Source organism: Acidovorax sp. GW821-FHT10E03, assembly GCF_059415205.1.
The window spans coordinates 236,456-250,213 of sequence record NZ_JBWKMU010000008.1; the positions used below are offsets into that span (position 1 = coordinate 236,456).

A 13,758-nucleotide genomic window follows, 5' to 3' on the forward strand; every position below is an offset into this window, starting at 1 on the left:
GCTCCGCCAAGCCTCAGCAGCTATTCCGTTGCATTGAAACCCGTGGCCTTGACCACCTTCGCCCAGCGCGCCCGCTCCTCTTCCACCAATTGAGCAAACTCTCGTCCGCACACGGGCGATATCTTCATCCCCTGGATCGCGAATTTGGCGGCCAGCTCGGAGTCGGCCAGCGTGGCGCGATGCGCCTGGATCAGCCGATTGACGGTCTCCACAGGCGTACCTTTCGGGGCGGCGATGCCGAACCAATCACTGGAGGTGAAGTCGGGATAGCCCTGCTCGGCCATCGTGGGAACGTTGGCCAGCCCTTCCATCCGGGTGCTGCCGGTGGTCGCCAATGCCACCATGCGGCCGGTCTGGAGGAATGCCTGGGCTGGGGAGTACAAAGTGAACCCGAATGGGACATTGCCCGCAGCAATATCGGTGGCCTGAGGTACCCCGCCTCGATAAGCCACATGCGTGAGCGGCAAGCCGAGTTTTTCCCCAAGTTGATGGCCCAGGAAGTGCGAGGGAGTGCCCGCCTGGAAGGACGCGTAGCTGGCACGGGTAGGATTGGCCTTCAGCCACGCGGCGAGGGAGGCCACGTCCTTGATTCCCAACGAGGCGTTCGCGACGAGAATCAGCGGAACCTCCACCCCTTTACAGACAAGCTCGAATTTCTCGGCTCCGTAGCGGTAGTCCTTGTAGGTGCTGGGGTTGACGGAGAGCATGGATGTGGTTGCGAGCAATAGCGTGTGGCCGTCGGGTTTCGAGCGCGACACGGCGTCCGAGGCCACAATGCCTCCGGCTCCCGCCCGGTTGTCCACGACGGCGGTACGCTTGAACTGTCGATCAAAGCCTTGCGCCGAGGATCTCGCATAGATGTCGACCGCGCCTCCGGGAGGCGCGGGCGTGATGATGATCAGATCGCTGAGAGGCCAGTTGTCCGCGTGCACTTCGCCGGCGACCGAGAAGATGAGGACTGCCAGCGCCAGCGCGGCGGCCAGCTTGTTTTTGAGCATGATGTCTCCTTGTGGATGTGAGTCGCTCGTTCGCTGTTACCGAAACAGCGTGTCGACGTAGGAGGCGCCAATGCCAACCTTCTCGTAATGGGCGCGGCAAAGGGCGATGTAGTCATGCACGTCGAAGTGGCCCTGAGACGCTCCCTTTTCATCCAGCCAGATGAGAGGGCCTTTGACGATGAAGAAGACCCTCATCGGATCTGCGTGCTCGTAAGAAACGAGGGTGTGCCCTTCACCTGGCGTCTCATAGACGAAATCACCCGCCGTGGCCGTCCAGTCGTGCTCGAGATACCCCCACTTGCCCGAGATGGTGTAGGCGAACACTTCATGGGGGTGGTAATGGCGATTGACCAGGCCGGCGCCTTTCGCCATGAGGATGTCGCACCACTTGTTCTCGCTCGGCGAGATCCACAGAGGCCGCGACTGCACGGTCTCTGTGAATGGCACGTACCACCGCTCATCCTGTGTTGCGGCGTCGTGCAGATAGACCTCGGGCTTCGCATCGGGCTTGAAGACATTGGCGATGGGCGCCAGATCGCGCCAGAACTCCTTGGTAGCTATTTCGGGCATGTCGTCTCTCCAGTACGGTGTTGATGTTGATGATTCGTCTCAGAGCGTGCTCAAGGTCTCAGGGCTCTACGACGTTGAATTGGTAATCAAAGACTTCCAGGCTCGCGAAGAGCGCACGGAGGGCCGCAACGTCGCCCTCCGCGCTGAGCAAGCCGCGATCAAGGGCCCCGTGCAGCCCCACTGTGGGCCGCAGTGCCGTTTGCAATCCGGCACGTGTGGCGTGAAGCACGGCATGGGCTTTCACTCCATGCGAGCCTGGTCGATGCTTCAATGAGCCATTGCTGCGCGTGAGCTTGTGCGTGTTTTCTTCGTCGTCCATGACCCAGTCGAACCGGAACTCCTGGCTGGGCGCCTGATCGCCGGGCACGCGAATGGCCAGGAAGTCGAAGAGTTGCGGCATCGAGAGCTGCGCAACGACCGAGGGCGGTATCGCATTGCCATCCGGCGGACGCTTGCGAACGCCTTCGCGGAGCTCCCGGGCACCCAGCAGGTAGGCGTTGCGCCAGGTCGCTGCCTCACTGATATAGCCCAGTTGCTCGAGGGCATCGGCGCACAGCGCCCGAGCCGCCGTGTTGCTCGGATCGGCGAAAACCAGCTGATTCGTGATCTTGGCCACCCACCGGAACTCCCCGCGGCGGAAATCCTCCTGGGCTTGCGCCAGGGCCGCTTCCGCGCCGCCCATGTATTCCAGGTACTTTCTCGCCGCTTCAACTGGCTCGAGCGGATCGAGGTTGGCGGGGTTGCCATCGAAAGGCCCCATATAGAACGTATAAATGGCTTGCACGTTGTGCACCACGGCGCCGTAGTAGCCGCGCGTGTGCCATTTCCTGGAAAGCTCGTTGGGAATCATCAGCTGCTCGGATATCTCCGTTGCCGTCAGGCCCCGGCTCATCAAGCGCAGCGTCTGGTCGTGCAGGTACCGATACAGGTCCCGCTGCTCGCTGAGGTATTGCACGACGTTATCGGTGCCCCAGGTCGGCCATTGATGCTGTGCAAAACAGACATCCACGCTGCCCGCGTACAGATCCACCGACTCATCCAGGTACCGAGCCCAGGCCAGGGCATCTCTCACCTTCGCTCCACGGATGGGGCAGAGCTGATGCATTGTGTGGCAGGCGTTTTCCGCCATGTTGAGGGCTCGCAAGCCTGGGAAATAGAAGTTCATTTCCGCCGGCGCTTCGGCGTTTTGCGTCATCTGGAAGACGATCTCGACCCCGTCGACCACCAAGCGCTCCCCTGTTTGGCAGATGGACCGAGTGGGCGGGATCAGCCCTGAAGTTCCCTTCCCGATGGTTTTCCCGTTTCCACTGTCCACGTGTGAGCGCTCGCCTGCCTCCAGGTAAGTTCCAAACTGAAACTCAGCGCGCCGGCGCGACGGCACCCCCGCCAGCACCGCCTCGGACATGACCTCCTCCATGAAGCCCTGTGGAGCGATGATTTCCACCCGCCCCGCAGCCACCTCCTCCTCGCTGACCACCCCCTTGACACCGCCGTAGTGATCTCGATGGCTGTGGCTATAGAACACAGCAATGATCCGCCGAGATCCGAAGTGCTTCTCATACAAGGCGAGCGCCGCGCGTGCCTGCTCTTCGAACGTCATGGGGTCGATGACGATCAGACCGCTGTCACCTTCGATGAAGGTGATGTTCGCGTTGTCGAAGCCGCGTACCTGATAGATCCGCTCGCAAACCCTGAAGAGCCCGTGTACGGCGTTCAGGCGAGCCATTCGCCAGAGGCTGGGATTCACCGTGAGTGGTGCACGCCCTTCTCCAAGGAACGCATGTTCCCGCATGCTCCAGACGACCCGGCCTTCCGAGTCCTTGATCTCGGCATGTTCAATGGTGTCGATAAAGCCTTGACGCGCATCGTCGAAATCCTGTGTGTCCGAGAAATTCAGCGACGAAGCGACAACTTGTTGCCGATGCACGGTCACTTCATGAGCATCCTTCGGACGAGGATCAATGGCACCATTGAAGACAGAAGTCATATACCGATGTCCCTTTTTGGCAAAAACAGAATTAGTATTCTAATTCTCAACCCTGTAGAGTACCGTTGGTACAAGCCCTGAGCAGGAAGTGAGATGCAGATCGAATCTGGAGCGGTGACCACCAGCGAACTTGCGCTATGCATTGAGGCGGGTTTGTTGCCGGAACTGACGCCAACGCATCAGGAACGAAGCCTGCGCAACGCGGCCTCCATACTGTCCGCTGGGCATGAGTTGCTGCGCGAGCGAGCGCTGGAGGATCTGACCATCGAAGCGGTCTGCCACCTCGCGGGCACCACCGTTGGTGCGTTCTATGGGCGTTTCGCCAGCAAGGATGCCTTTTTCTTCACCCTGCAGCGGCTTGCTCTTCGTCGCACCGAGCAGCGCCTCGACGAGATTCAGGCGCGTCATGCAACGAGAGACCAAGACATTGAAACAATGGTGCGCGACATCGTTGAGCTGATGGTCGACGCTTACCGCCACGATGTGGGCATCCTGCGTGCATCGCTGCAGCACACCAAGGAAGGCATGTGGAGACTCATCCGCGCTTCGGGAGACCGGTTTCGTGCGGTGCTCGCCGACACCGTGGCACCATCCCTTGATGGCCCTCGGGAGCAAGCAAGGATGAGGGCACAGTTTGCATACCAAGCCATCGTCGGCGTCCTAGTCCACGCGACCTTGAACAACTCAGGTCCGCTGGATCTGGAGCACAAATTGCTCGTGCCGGAACTGGTTCGACTTGTCAGCGGGTATCTCTGGGGAACTGGTGTAACCCCCCAAGGAAAGCGTGAGCGTAACGCGATGATCTAGGGGCTGGCTCCCGCGAGCGGGATAGTGGATAGGGGCAAGCAGATCTTCCAATGCAACCGGTTGTCATGCTGCCCTCACTGAGGCACATAGCGCAAGTTTGGGGCGGCTGAGCCAGCAAGACCCGTGTCAATGCGAAACTGTGGCCCGGGTTCGTACGGGTTCTCAAATAGACGCGCCAAGCAACACGGGGGCCAGGGCAATTTCCAACTCGTCGACGACACCCAGGTCAAGTTCGCGCCACCCGCGACCCAAATATCGCGGTTGCCTGCAGATTCCCGAGCCAGTTCCAGGGGGTGATCAAGCCCGTCATTGGTGTAGTAAAAGTTCATCCCACTAGAGCGCACATAGGGCTCGCATTTCTCATGGGAAAAACGCACACCAGCGTGTAAAACGGCGCTTCGCCTAGCTAGACGACCTCGTCCTAGTCGAACATTCGCTTGCCCATGATGTCGGCACCGATACGCTCCGTGCTGCGAACTAGGTCATTGACTGGGCTGGTCTCTCACCCCTATCCAAGCTTGAGGTTGTCGCAGAAGTTCTGTCAATTGAGGAGCTAGGCCATCAGCGCACCCCACTTTGCGCCCAGTTTTTGTACTCAGGCTTACCCATGGTCATTCCTTCCAGCGCCATGTAGCCCTTTCTTCGCCACCGCCTCCAGTTCCTGCCGCACCTGCGCCAACAACTGGTCGGCTTTGCACGTGCTGTCCCCGGCATACGCTAGCGTCAACAGCGTGAGGGGGTGTACATCCATGACCTCGCACAGTTCAGCCAGCTTGTTCAAGGTCGGGCTTTTGAGGTCGCGCTCCAGCGTACTCATGTAGGTGCGGCTGGATACGTCGGAGAAGGCTTCCTGGCTCAGACCCCGTGCCTTTCGGATGGTCTTCAATGCCTCCGACAATGTGTGTTTCGCTGCCAACCTTGGATCTCCCTGAAATCCAAGATGACATTCGATTGCGCTCTATAGAGCTACAATCTATAGTATTCATTTCTTGAGGCTTTCCGCTTTTGTGCTTTTACGGAAATCCGCATTGACGGATTCCCACGCAAGCACAGAACCGCCTCCGTGTTTTTCCACAAACCCGCCGATGCGGCTTTGTGGTTTCCTGCTTCGGCGGATTCGTGCAGCAAGAAGGGAGTGCGATGAACCCACTCATCACCGACGAAGAGCGCCGGCAGTTGCTGGCCCACGGCCTGGCCCGCGCCGCTGGCCAGGCGATCGACCCGCTGCCCGTGGTGCGGCTGTTCACGCCGGACGCCCACGCCACCTGGCTGCTGGCCGCGCTCAATCCAACTGACGGCGATTCCGCTTGGGGTGTTATGGACGTGGGCATTGGCATGCCCGAGTTAGGGCACATAAAGCTGAGCGATTTGGCCTCGATCGTCGGACCGCGCCAGCAGCCCGTGATGCGGGATCGGTATTTCAAAGCGGTGCGCCCGCTGTCGGAATACCTGCGGCTAGCGCAAGAGAACGGTTCCGTCGTGGACTGAACCTCTCGCGCCCTGGCCAAGCCGGGCGCATTGAGACTATTTCCGTCTTGCTCCAGACTGGTTCGGTCTGAATCCGCACTCTTGCGTGCAAGCACTGCGCTTGTGCTGGAAACAGTCACGATCTTCTGTGCGGGTTGCGGCACGGTGGTGTCTGCCGCATGGCATTTTTGGGGTCATGCGGCCGTCGCATTCGGACAGATTCCGCAATACACCGGAGCCAATCGGTCTTGACTACCCATGATGACAGCGCACCCCGATTCTGATGATGTTTTGACCTTGATGCGATAGCTCCGCGTTTCTCGCCGTGGCGACGTTCCTGAACCTCTACAGGAGCTATCGTCATGGTCGATCCCCAACTCTACGCGCACCACCACGCGCACTGGTATCCCACCGCCGCCTACCTCTACGTTCTGGGCCTGGATGCACTCGCGCTGGCCTGGGAGTACCTGCGCCGCGATCCCGATTACCGGCTCGACTGGCTGCGCCGGCATCGCCGACCACGAGCTGTACCACCAGCGGCACACCGCTGGGGCCTGCGCCTGCTGGAAGACCCGGCCTTGGATGCGCGGGACGCGCAACCGGCCTGGCTGCCCGGTCACGTTGCCGTGGTGCAGCTCTACCCGGATGCCGACCCGCCCGTGGATGCCGAGCCCTTTGCGTTCTGGCGCATTCCCGGGCACAAGCAACTGATCCACGACGGCAAGGGACTGGCCCTGATCGCGCGCAGCCCAGGCCGTTGCATGCGCTTCGCGCTGGCGCCGGGCGTGGAAGATGGCATGGCCGTGGCCTATGCCCATCGTGGCGGCGCAAACGCGAGGCTGACAACCGGCCTCGCACCCATGGCGCGGCCCAGGCCACCGCCTTCCGCCTTGCTGGAGCTGCACACCCTGCAGGCGCTCGACGCCACCCTGGCGGGTGCGTCCTTGCGCGAAGTGGCTGAGGGCTTGTTTGGGGCTGACGCCGTGGCGGCCGATTGGCATGCCGATGGCGAACTGCGCGCCCGCGTGCGGCGCCTGGTGCGCCGGGGCACTGCGCTGATGCGCGGCGGCTACCGCCGCCTAGCACAGATTGATGGCACCGGGAAGGGACGTTTTGCAGTGGACGCAAAACGTCCCTGAGCAAGAGAGCTTCGTTTTCTGAGACTGCCTCCATCCGGTTGCGCTGTGTGGCCGGAGCTTTGAAAGCTATGGAGGTTCTCACCATGCGTCCTGCTCCCTTGCGGCCTGCCGCCGCACTCACCACTCCCGCTGCGCAGCCGCAGCGCTATCTCACCAACGACGAAGCCGCCGACTACCTGCGGCTGTCCCCGCGCACGCTGGAGAAACAGCGCGTGATGGGTGGCGGACCGAAGTTCCGCAAGTTCGGCCGGCGCGTCATGTACGCCGTGGCCGACCTCGACGCCTGGGCCGCCGAGCGAAGCTTCGACAGCACGTCCGATCCCGAGTACGCCGAGCATCACTCGGCGGACAGCCGTGCGCGCTGACCGCTGGAGCGCCGGAGGCCATCGCCATGTCCAGCCCATCGCTGCCATCGCGGCAGCGACCGTCGCAGGAACGCGAACAGCTCGATCTGTTCCGCGCCCTGCCGGGAGATATGGCGCCGCGCGACAGCCAGGACTTGATGGCCTTTCCGTTCTTCTCGCTGGCGAAGTCGCGGCGCACGGCGCCGATCGACTTCCGCGCCAGCGGCATCACGATCCGCGTGGAGGGAACACAGGAACATGGCATCGCCACCATCTGGGATGCGGACATCCTGATCTGGGCGGCCAGCCAGATTGTGGAAGCGCGCGATGCGGGCCTACGGCCATCGCGCCTGATGCAGGCCACACCCTACGAGATCCTGCGCTTCATCGGGCGCGGTACGTCGCTGCGCGACTACCAGCGCCTCAAGGCGGCGCTGGATCGCTTGCAATCCACGACAGTGGCCACGTCCATCCGGGAGACCACGGGAAGACGGCTGCACCGCTTCTCGTGGATCAACGAGTGGAAGGAGCTGGCCGATACCCAGGGCACGCCCTTGGGGCTGGAGCTGATCCTGCCGGACTGGTTCTATGGGGGCGTGCTGGATGCGGCACTGGTGCTGACCATCGACCCGGCGTACTTCCGGCTCACAGGCGGCATCGAGCGCTGGCTGTACCGGCTGGTGCGCAAGCACGGCGGGCGCCAGGAATCGGGCTGGCAGTTCGACTTCCGGCATCTGCACCGCAAGTCCGGCAGCACGGCCAAGCCCTACGACTTCGCGTGCGATCTGCGCGCCCTGGTGGCGCGGCAGTCGCTACCTGGCTACGTCCTGGGCATCGAACGGATGCCGGACGATGGAACGGAGCTGCTGACGTTCCGCCCCGTGCCGCCCACGGCACGGGGATAACTGCGGGATGGCCTGTGGACGGGCTCGTGCTATCAGGCGTGCCAGGTATCGTGCTATCAGGCGTGGGACTATCGTGCTATCAGGCGTACCGATCGCCCGCAAAGCCAATGCTGGCGCGGGTTTCGGCCTCCCTTAACTTACCTAACTTAAATACTCTAACTTTTAGTAGAGGCGCCGCACCTCGGTGGACAACCGCCGAAAGACGAAAAGCGCAGCAAGCCCAAAGTCCAAAGCAATCCCGCTTCGCAGTGCAAATGCAGGTCGGCTTTCCAGCATGGAGGGCCGCGCCATGATCGTTGCTCTGCTCAACCAAAAAGGCGGCGTGGGCAAGACAACGCTCGCCACCCACATCGCCGGCGAGCTGGCGACGCGGGGGCAATCGGTCATCCTGCTGGACGCCGATCCGCAGGGTTCCTCACTGGACTGGACGCAGCGCAGGAGCCTGCAAGGTCTTCCAAGGCTGTTTAGTGCCGTGGGCCTGGCACGTGAAACGCTGCACCAGGAAGCGCCAGAACTCGCCAGGCGGGCCGATCACGTCATCATTGACGGGCCACCCAGGATCGCGGCCTTGGCGCGCTCTGCGCTGTTGGCCGCAGACCGGGTATTGATCCCGGTGCAGCCCAGTCCCTACGACCTGTGGGCCAGCGCCGAGATGGTGGCGCTGATCCGTGAAGCGCAGGTGTTCCGGCCGCAGCTCGCCGCAGCCTTTGTCATCAACCGGCGTGTCAGCACCACCGTGATCGGGCGCGAAGCACGGCAGGCGCTCGCCGACCAGCCGCTGCCTGCGCTGCGTTCGGAAGTACATCAACGCATCGTCTTCGCCGACAGCGTGGCCGCTGGCCGGCTCGCCCGCGAGACGGCACCGGACAGCGCCGCTGCGCGAGAAATCACCGCCCTGGTGGACGAACTGCTGCGGTGGCCGACATGACAGCGAAGCCGCCACCGAGCAGCAAACGCGCATCCAGGCGCGTCGGTATCGGCGCGCGTCCGCCCGCGAATCCGCACGCCGAGGCGTGGATTCGCCAAGGCGACGGAGATGCCCTCAACAAGGGCGACACGTACACCGCCCGCTTGACCCTCGACATCACGCCCGCCATGCGTTCGCGCATCAAGGTATCGGCCTTCACGCAAGGCGTGACGGTGGCCGACCTGCTGCGCGCGCTGCTGGAGCGGGAGTTTCCAGAACACCGCAGGGAGAACACACCATGAACGCATCCGCTGTGCCTGCCACCGCACCAGTAGCCATCGCGGCCACGGCAACACCGTTGCCATCCCTGGCCGCACACGCGGTGCGGCCCATCTCAACGCCGCTGACGCGCGTTTCGCTGGCCTACGTGGAGCAACGAATCAAGCTCTACCTGCGCTTTGGTGAGCCTGCGCGCACGCTGCGGCTCGATCGCTGGCGCAGCGTGGCCGTGTTCGTGCCGAACGCGGTGTTCTGCCGCATCCGCTGGCAGTCCAACGACTACGGCACGATCCGCTGGCAGCTCATGGTGATGCAGGCCTGCACACCCTTGGATGCGGCGCAGCACATCCCCGGTGTGCAACCGGGCGCGCGCCTGCTGCTGCACGCCGAGGGCGACAACCAGGTCCGCGCCGTGCTGGAGCGCATCGACACCATCGAGGCGCTGGGCATCGCGCCGGTCGCCGTCTCGCCCGCGTACTGGCGCACGCTGGGCAACCGGCTCGCTGCGCGCTTGCCGCTGCCCGAATACACCGCCGAGCGACATGCTTCCTGGCTGGCCGGGAGGGTGTCGCCATGACCACCGCAGCAGCATCCATTTCTCGCTCGCCTGCGCACTCACGTTGGCGTGCTCGCCTCGTGCTGGCGGGCCTGTCCACCTGCGGCCTCGCTGCGCTGGCCTGGGCGGCTTTCGTGCAGCCGCTGCCGCGCCTGGTCTACAACCCGTCCGACAGCGTGGCGGTCGGCTGGTATCGCGTGGAACCGCTTCACGGTCATTCCGGCTCGCTGCCACGGCCCTTGTCCGTGGGCAGCATCGTACTGACCCGCTTGCCTGCCGACGCTGCCGCGCTCGCTGCGCAGCGCGGCTACCTGCCGGCGCGCGTGCCGCTGCTCAAGCGTGTGGGCGCGGTCGCGCCGCAGCATGTGTGCGTGTTCGACGCACTGGTCTGGATCGACGGCGCGCCGGTGGCAGCCGTTCGGCCCGCCGACCGGCTGGGCCGCGCGCTGCCATCCTGGCGGCAGTGTCGGCAGCTTCGTTCTGGTGAAGTGTTCCTGCTGAGTAGCACCAATCCGGCGTCGTTCGACAGCCGGTATTTTGGGCCGGTCAGCGCATCCGCCGTGGTCGGCGTGGCGCATGCGGTCTGGCTGGAGGCTCGACCATGAGGGCCGCCGGTTTGCTGCACGCAAACGTGCATGGCCTCGTGCTATCGGGCGTGTCATCGCCATGTCGCCGCGCGTGTAATGCCAATGCATTCGCATGGCACTTCGCGCTGCACCTCGGGCTGCATTCCATGCAGCTGTCTCACGTGCAGATGACTTGCCTCGAACACGGTCGGCCTGTGGCCGTCGCGGTGTTCGCCGGGGCGCTGGCTGCCCGTGCAGCGGCGCCACCGGGCCGCGATTGCCGGGAGCGAATGCGGGAGGCAAATGCGGAAGGCAAGATTGAAGGGTGCGGCACCACGGTGCGCGCCAAGCCAGTCTGCACGTGGGTTGGGGGCGGCACGCGCCCAAGGGCGACTGCGTGCCGCCTACAGCCCCCATACCTTGCGGGCATTGGGAATACCGGGTGCCGCATCCGCTCGGGCGCGATGGGCTTGTCTGGAGCCGCATCATGAGCAAGCGCAATTCCTCTGCGGGTGATGACCGTTTCCGCGTGCGGCCCGGCAAGCCCAGGCAGCGCGGCGACACCTTCATTGCGCAGGTGCTGCGCCAGACCAGCAAGGCGGCAGGGGCTACCGGAGGCCGTCGCAAAGCCGGTGGCAAAACCTCCGGCAAGGCCCCCGGTTCGCGCCTGGGGCGCGGCCATGTCGCGGCACGCTTCACGGGCCAGTCGCTGACGGCGTTTTCACGCCGGGCCACGGTCAAGGTACGGCTGGTGTACTTGCAGCAGGCCAGCGGCCGATCCACCGTGCAGCACCTGCGCTACATCGAGCGCGAAGGCGTGAACCGCCAGGGCGGACAAGGCCGGGCCTATGGCGCCATCACCGACGAGGCGGATACCGCCGCCTTCGAGGAGCGCGGCCGGGGCGATCGCCACCAGTTCCGCGTCATCGTCTCGTCCGAGGACGCGGAGCAGCTCGAAGACCTGCGCACCTACACCCGCCACCTGATGCAACGCATGGAAGCCGACCTGGGCACCCGGCTGGATTGGGTGGCGGTCGATCACTGGAACACCGACAACCCACACACCCATGTGGTGCTGCGCGGCAAGGACGACACGGGCAAGGATCTCATCATCTCGCAGGAGTACATCACCCGCGGGATGCGCGAGCGGGCGATGGAGTTGGCCACCGAATGGTTGGGGCCGCGCACCGAGCTGGAGAGTCAGCGCACCCTGGCCCGCGAGGTGGAGCAGGAACGCTGGACCTCCCTGGATCGCACCTTGCAGCGCGAGGCCGTGGACGGTTTGGTGAAGATCGAACGCTTCAACGATCCCAAGCTGCAACGCCAGCGCCTGCTGCTGGTCGGGCGCCTGCAACACTTGCAGCGCATGGGCCTGGCGACCGAAACCCAGACTGGCACCTGGGCTGTCCATGCCGAGGCCGAGCCCACTCTGCGGGCCATGGGCGAGCGCGGCGACATCATCCGCACCATGCAGCGCGCGATGGGCAGCAAGCAGCGCGACCTGGCCGTGTTCCAACCGGGTGAGGATGGGCACTCCGTCATCGGTCGCGTGGCGGGCAAGGGCCTCGCCGACGAGCTGTATGACCGGGGCTATCTGGTGGTCGATGGCGTGGACGGCAAGGTCCACTATGTGGCGCTGCCGCCCAAGACCGAACTGGCGCAGTACCCCGTGGGGGCTGTGGTGGAAGTGAAGGGCTCCACCGACTTGCGCAAGGCCGACCAGAACATCGCCGCGCTGGCGACTGATGGGCTGTACCGCACCGATCATCACCTGGCGATTGCACAAGGTCAGGCCAAAGAAGGCCGCGATCCGCAGGAAATGGTAGCCGCCCATGTCCGCCGCCTCGAAGCCCTGCGCCGCGCGGGCATCGTGGAGCGCGTGGCCGAAGGACTTTGGAAGGTGCCCGGCGACCTGCCCGAGCGTGGCCGCCAGTACGACGCACATCGCCTGGGCGGCGTAGCCGTGAAGCTGAAATCGCACCTGCCCATCGAGCGACAGGCCAGCGTGATCGGTGCCACCTGGCTTGACCAGCAGTTGATCGGTGGCGGCACAGGGCTGGGCGACTTGGGCTTTGGCAGCGAGGTCAAGGAGGCGCTGCAGAAGCGCGCCGACTTCCTGAACGAACAGGGGCTGGCCGAGCGGCGCGGGCACCGTGTGATTCTGGCGCGCAATCTGCTGGGCACGTTGCGCGACCGTGAACTGGCACAGGCCGCCAAGGACATTGCCGCCGAAACGGGGCTGGACCATCGGCCCGTGGCAGATGGCCAGCGTGTGGCCGGCATCTACCGCCGTAGCGTCATGCTCGCCAGCGGACGCTATGCAATGCTTGATGACGGCAAAGCATTCAGCCTAGTGCCGTGGAAGCTCGTCATCGAACAGCGCCTAGGCCAGGAACTCGCCGCCGCCGTGCGCGGCAGTAGCGCGTCGTGGGAGATAGGCCGCCAGCGTGGCCCGCAGATTTAACTCGCAGACTGGGCGGTGGTTTTTTTTGCCAGTTCTGAAACAAGCGCGTCGCTATTGGGAGGTTCCCTGCACCAGGTCGGCAACACGCCCGCGCAGCCCCGCATAGCTACGGTCTTGCGCATCCACGTCACCCGTCGCATCGCTTTACACCACGAACGTGGCCGCATCGGCCTGCGCCAGCAATTCGCCCTGATACCACACCCGCCGCGCATGGGCCGCGTAGCCGTACCCCAGCGCGCGTAGGGGGGCGCAGCCCGGGATACGGGCCCCGGGCGCGCGGGTCGTTGACCTCGATGTGGCCAGGCCAGGCCAGGCATGGGCACGGTCGCGGACATAGCCGGGGTCGTCCTCGTTCATCAGCGCAAAGCTCGCGCCGTCGCTACCGGGAATCTCCGCGTGCTCGAAATAGCCGCGCTGCGCATCGCGAGCGAAACGAGAGCTTAGCGGCTCGAAGCTCGCCGCGTCGCGCACGGTGAAAGGCTCGCCCCAGTCATAGGCGCGCAACCGGTCGCGCGCGTAGCCGTGGGCCAGCGCGCGGTAGCTGGCCACATCCGCGCCGGGGATCGCCGCGATGCGCAGGTGCTGGTAGGGACCAATACTCCTGCGCCTTGCGGTAGGTGTCCCAGTAGTACACCGCCCGGCCGTCGCGGGCCTCGTGCTCAGACAGCGCCTCGAACGTGGCCCCATCGCTGGACGCCGACTTCGACCGGCGATTCAAGCCGGCACCGATGAACAGCGAATCGACTTGCAGCGTGTCCTCACGGTGCAT

15 protein-coding genes are annotated in these 13,758 nt (G+C 64.1%); 10 read left to right on the top strand and 5 right to left on the bottom strand.

Features of this window, described 5'->3' with window-relative positions; translation table 11 throughout:
* Positions 1 to 20 precede the first annotated feature (20 nt).
* The 3 genes from AC07OD_RS16085 to AC07OD_RS16095 are packed head-to-tail and all read right to left on the bottom strand — an operon-like array spanning position 21 to position 3,555.
* Positions 21 to 998: a Bug family tripartite tricarboxylate transporter substrate binding protein gene (locus AC07OD_RS16085; RefSeq protein WP_494597475.1), complete on the bottom strand. Its 978-nt coding sequence runs from the start codon at positions 996 to 998 to the stop codon at positions 21 to 23.
* Between the two features lie 36 nt (positions 999 to 1,034).
* Positions 1,035 to 1,568, bottom strand: a complete 534-nt coding sequence (locus AC07OD_RS16090) for a 2,4'-dihydroxyacetophenone dioxygenase family protein (RefSeq protein ID WP_494597476.1) — start codon at positions 1,566 to 1,568, stop codon at positions 1,035 to 1,037.
* A 58-nt stretch (positions 1,569 to 1,626) separates the two neighbouring features.
* Positions 1,627 to 3,555, bottom strand: a complete 1,929-nt coding sequence (locus AC07OD_RS16095) for an alkyl/aryl-sulfatase (protein ID WP_494597477.1) — start codon at positions 3,553 to 3,555, stop codon at positions 1,627 to 1,629.
* Positions 3,556 to 3,648: 93 nt separating this feature from the next.
* On the opposite strand from AC07OD_RS16095, the gene AC07OD_RS16100 reads away from it, so the two are divergent.
* Complete coding sequence (locus tag AC07OD_RS16100) at positions 3,649 to 4,362, top strand: TetR/AcrR family transcriptional regulator (RefSeq protein WP_494597478.1); 714 nt, start codon at positions 3,649 to 3,651, stop codon at positions 4,360 to 4,362.
* Positions 4,363 to 4,963: 601 nt separating this feature from the next.
* Here the strand turns inward: AC07OD_RS16100 and AC07OD_RS16105 are convergent.
* Positions 4,964 to 5,278 carry a helix-turn-helix domain-containing protein gene (locus AC07OD_RS16105; RefSeq protein ID WP_494597479.1) on the bottom strand — a complete coding sequence of 105 codons (315 nt, stop codon included), beginning with the start codon at positions 5,276 to 5,278 and terminating at the stop codon, positions 4,964 to 4,966.
* 224 nt (positions 5,279 to 5,502) lie between these two features.
* Here AC07OD_RS16105 and AC07OD_RS16110 point away from each other — a divergent pair, with 224 nt between their 5' ends.
* The 9 genes from AC07OD_RS16110 to AC07OD_RS16150 all read left to right on the top strand — a co-directional run bounded on the left by AC07OD_RS16110 (position 5,503) and on the right by AC07OD_RS16150 (position 12,989).
* Positions 5,503 to 5,850, top strand: a complete 348-nt coding sequence (locus tag AC07OD_RS16110) for a DUF2958 domain-containing protein (protein ID WP_494597480.1) — start codon at positions 5,503 to 5,505, stop codon at positions 5,848 to 5,850.
* Positions 5,851 to 6,191: 341 nt separating this feature from the next.
* A complete protein-coding gene (locus AC07OD_RS16115) occupies positions 6,192 to 6,968 on the top strand; it encodes a DUF2285 domain-containing protein (protein ID WP_494597481.1) in 777 nt (258 codons plus the stop codon).
* A gap of 83 nt (positions 6,969 to 7,051) precedes the next feature.
* The gene (locus AC07OD_RS16120; RefSeq protein ID WP_494597482.1) at positions 7,052 to 7,333 is read left to right on the top strand and encodes a helix-turn-helix transcriptional regulator; all 282 of its coding nucleotides are present in this window, start codon (positions 7,052 to 7,054) and stop codon (positions 7,331 to 7,333) included.
* 26 nt (positions 7,334 to 7,359) lie between these two features.
* Positions 7,360 to 8,217 (top strand): replication initiator protein A, encoded by an 858-nt coding sequence (locus AC07OD_RS16125; RefSeq protein WP_494597483.1) that lies wholly within the window; start codon positions 7,360 to 7,362, stop codon positions 8,215 to 8,217.
* A gap of 289 nt (positions 8,218 to 8,506) precedes the next feature.
* Complete coding sequence (gene parA, locus AC07OD_RS16130) at positions 8,507 to 9,145, top strand: ParA family partition ATPase (RefSeq protein WP_494597484.1); 639 nt, start codon at positions 8,507 to 8,509, stop codon at positions 9,143 to 9,145.
* The gene (locus tag AC07OD_RS16135) at positions 9,142 to 9,426 is read left to right on the top strand and encodes a chromosome partitioning protein ParB (RefSeq protein ID WP_494597485.1); all 285 of its coding nucleotides are present in this window, start codon (positions 9,142 to 9,144) and stop codon (positions 9,424 to 9,426) included. Before parA ends, AC07OD_RS16135 begins: the two co-directional genes overlap by 4 nt.
* On the top strand, positions 9,423 to 9,980 hold the full coding sequence (locus tag AC07OD_RS16140; RefSeq protein ID WP_494597486.1) for a DUF2840 domain-containing protein: 558 nt from the start codon (positions 9,423 to 9,425) through the stop codon (positions 9,978 to 9,980). Before AC07OD_RS16135 ends, AC07OD_RS16140 begins: the two co-directional genes overlap by 4 nt.
* Entirely contained in the window at positions 9,977 to 10,564 is a 588-nt protein-coding gene (locus AC07OD_RS16145) for a S26 family signal peptidase (protein ID WP_494597487.1), read from the top strand. The genes AC07OD_RS16140 and AC07OD_RS16145 overlap by 4 nt, the downstream gene beginning before the upstream one ends.
* 448 nt (positions 10,565 to 11,012) lie before the next feature.
* Positions 11,013 to 12,989, top strand: coding sequence for a DUF3363 domain-containing protein (locus AC07OD_RS16150; RefSeq protein WP_494597488.1), 1,977 nt, complete (start codon positions 11,013 to 11,015; stop codon positions 12,987 to 12,989).
* Positions 12,990 to 13,133: 144 nt separating this feature from the next.
* Here the strand turns inward: AC07OD_RS16150 and AC07OD_RS16155 are convergent, their stop codons facing one another.
* Entirely contained in the window at positions 13,134 to 13,538 is a 405-nt protein-coding gene (locus AC07OD_RS16155; protein WP_494597489.1) for a hypothetical protein, read from the bottom strand.
* Positions 13,539 to 13,758: the final 220 nt, after the last annotated feature.

Coding starts and splice junctions, on each gene's coding strand:
- AC07OD_RS16085 (WP_494597475.1), bottom strand. CDS start 998: ATGCTCAAAAACAAGCTGGCCGCCGCGCTGGCGCTGGCAGTCCTCATC.
- AC07OD_RS16090 (WP_494597476.1), bottom strand. CDS start 1,568: ATGCCCGAAATAGCTACCAAGGAGTTCTGGCGCGATCTGGCGCCCATC.
- AC07OD_RS16095 (WP_494597477.1), bottom strand. CDS start 3,555: ATGACTTCTGTCTTCAATGGTGCCATTGATCCTCGTCCGAAGGATGCT.
- AC07OD_RS16100 (WP_494597478.1), top strand. CDS start 3,649: ATGCAGATCGAATCTGGAGCGGTGACCACCAGCGAACTTGCGCTATGC.
- AC07OD_RS16110 (WP_494597480.1), top strand. CDS start 5,503: ATGAACCCACTCATCACCGACGAAGAGCGCCGGCAGTTGCTGGCCCAC.
- AC07OD_RS16115 (WP_494597481.1), top strand. CDS start 6,192: ATGGTCGATCCCCAACTCTACGCGCACCACCACGCGCACTGGTATCCC.
- AC07OD_RS16120 (WP_494597482.1), top strand. CDS start 7,052: ATGCGTCCTGCTCCCTTGCGGCCTGCCGCCGCACTCACCACTCCCGCT.
- AC07OD_RS16125 (WP_494597483.1), top strand. CDS start 7,360: ATGTCCAGCCCATCGCTGCCATCGCGGCAGCGACCGTCGCAGGAACGC.
- parA (WP_494597484.1), top strand. CDS start 8,507: ATGATCGTTGCTCTGCTCAACCAAAAAGGCGGCGTGGGCAAGACAACG.
- AC07OD_RS16135 (WP_494597485.1), top strand. CDS start 9,142: ATGACAGCGAAGCCGCCACCGAGCAGCAAACGCGCATCCAGGCGCGTC.
- AC07OD_RS16140 (WP_494597486.1), top strand. CDS start 9,423: ATGAACGCATCCGCTGTGCCTGCCACCGCACCAGTAGCCATCGCGGCC.
- AC07OD_RS16145 (WP_494597487.1), top strand. CDS start 9,977: ATGACCACCGCAGCAGCATCCATTTCTCGCTCGCCTGCGCACTCACGT.
- AC07OD_RS16150 (WP_494597488.1), top strand. CDS start 11,013: ATGAGCAAGCGCAATTCCTCTGCGGGTGATGACCGTTTCCGCGTGCGG.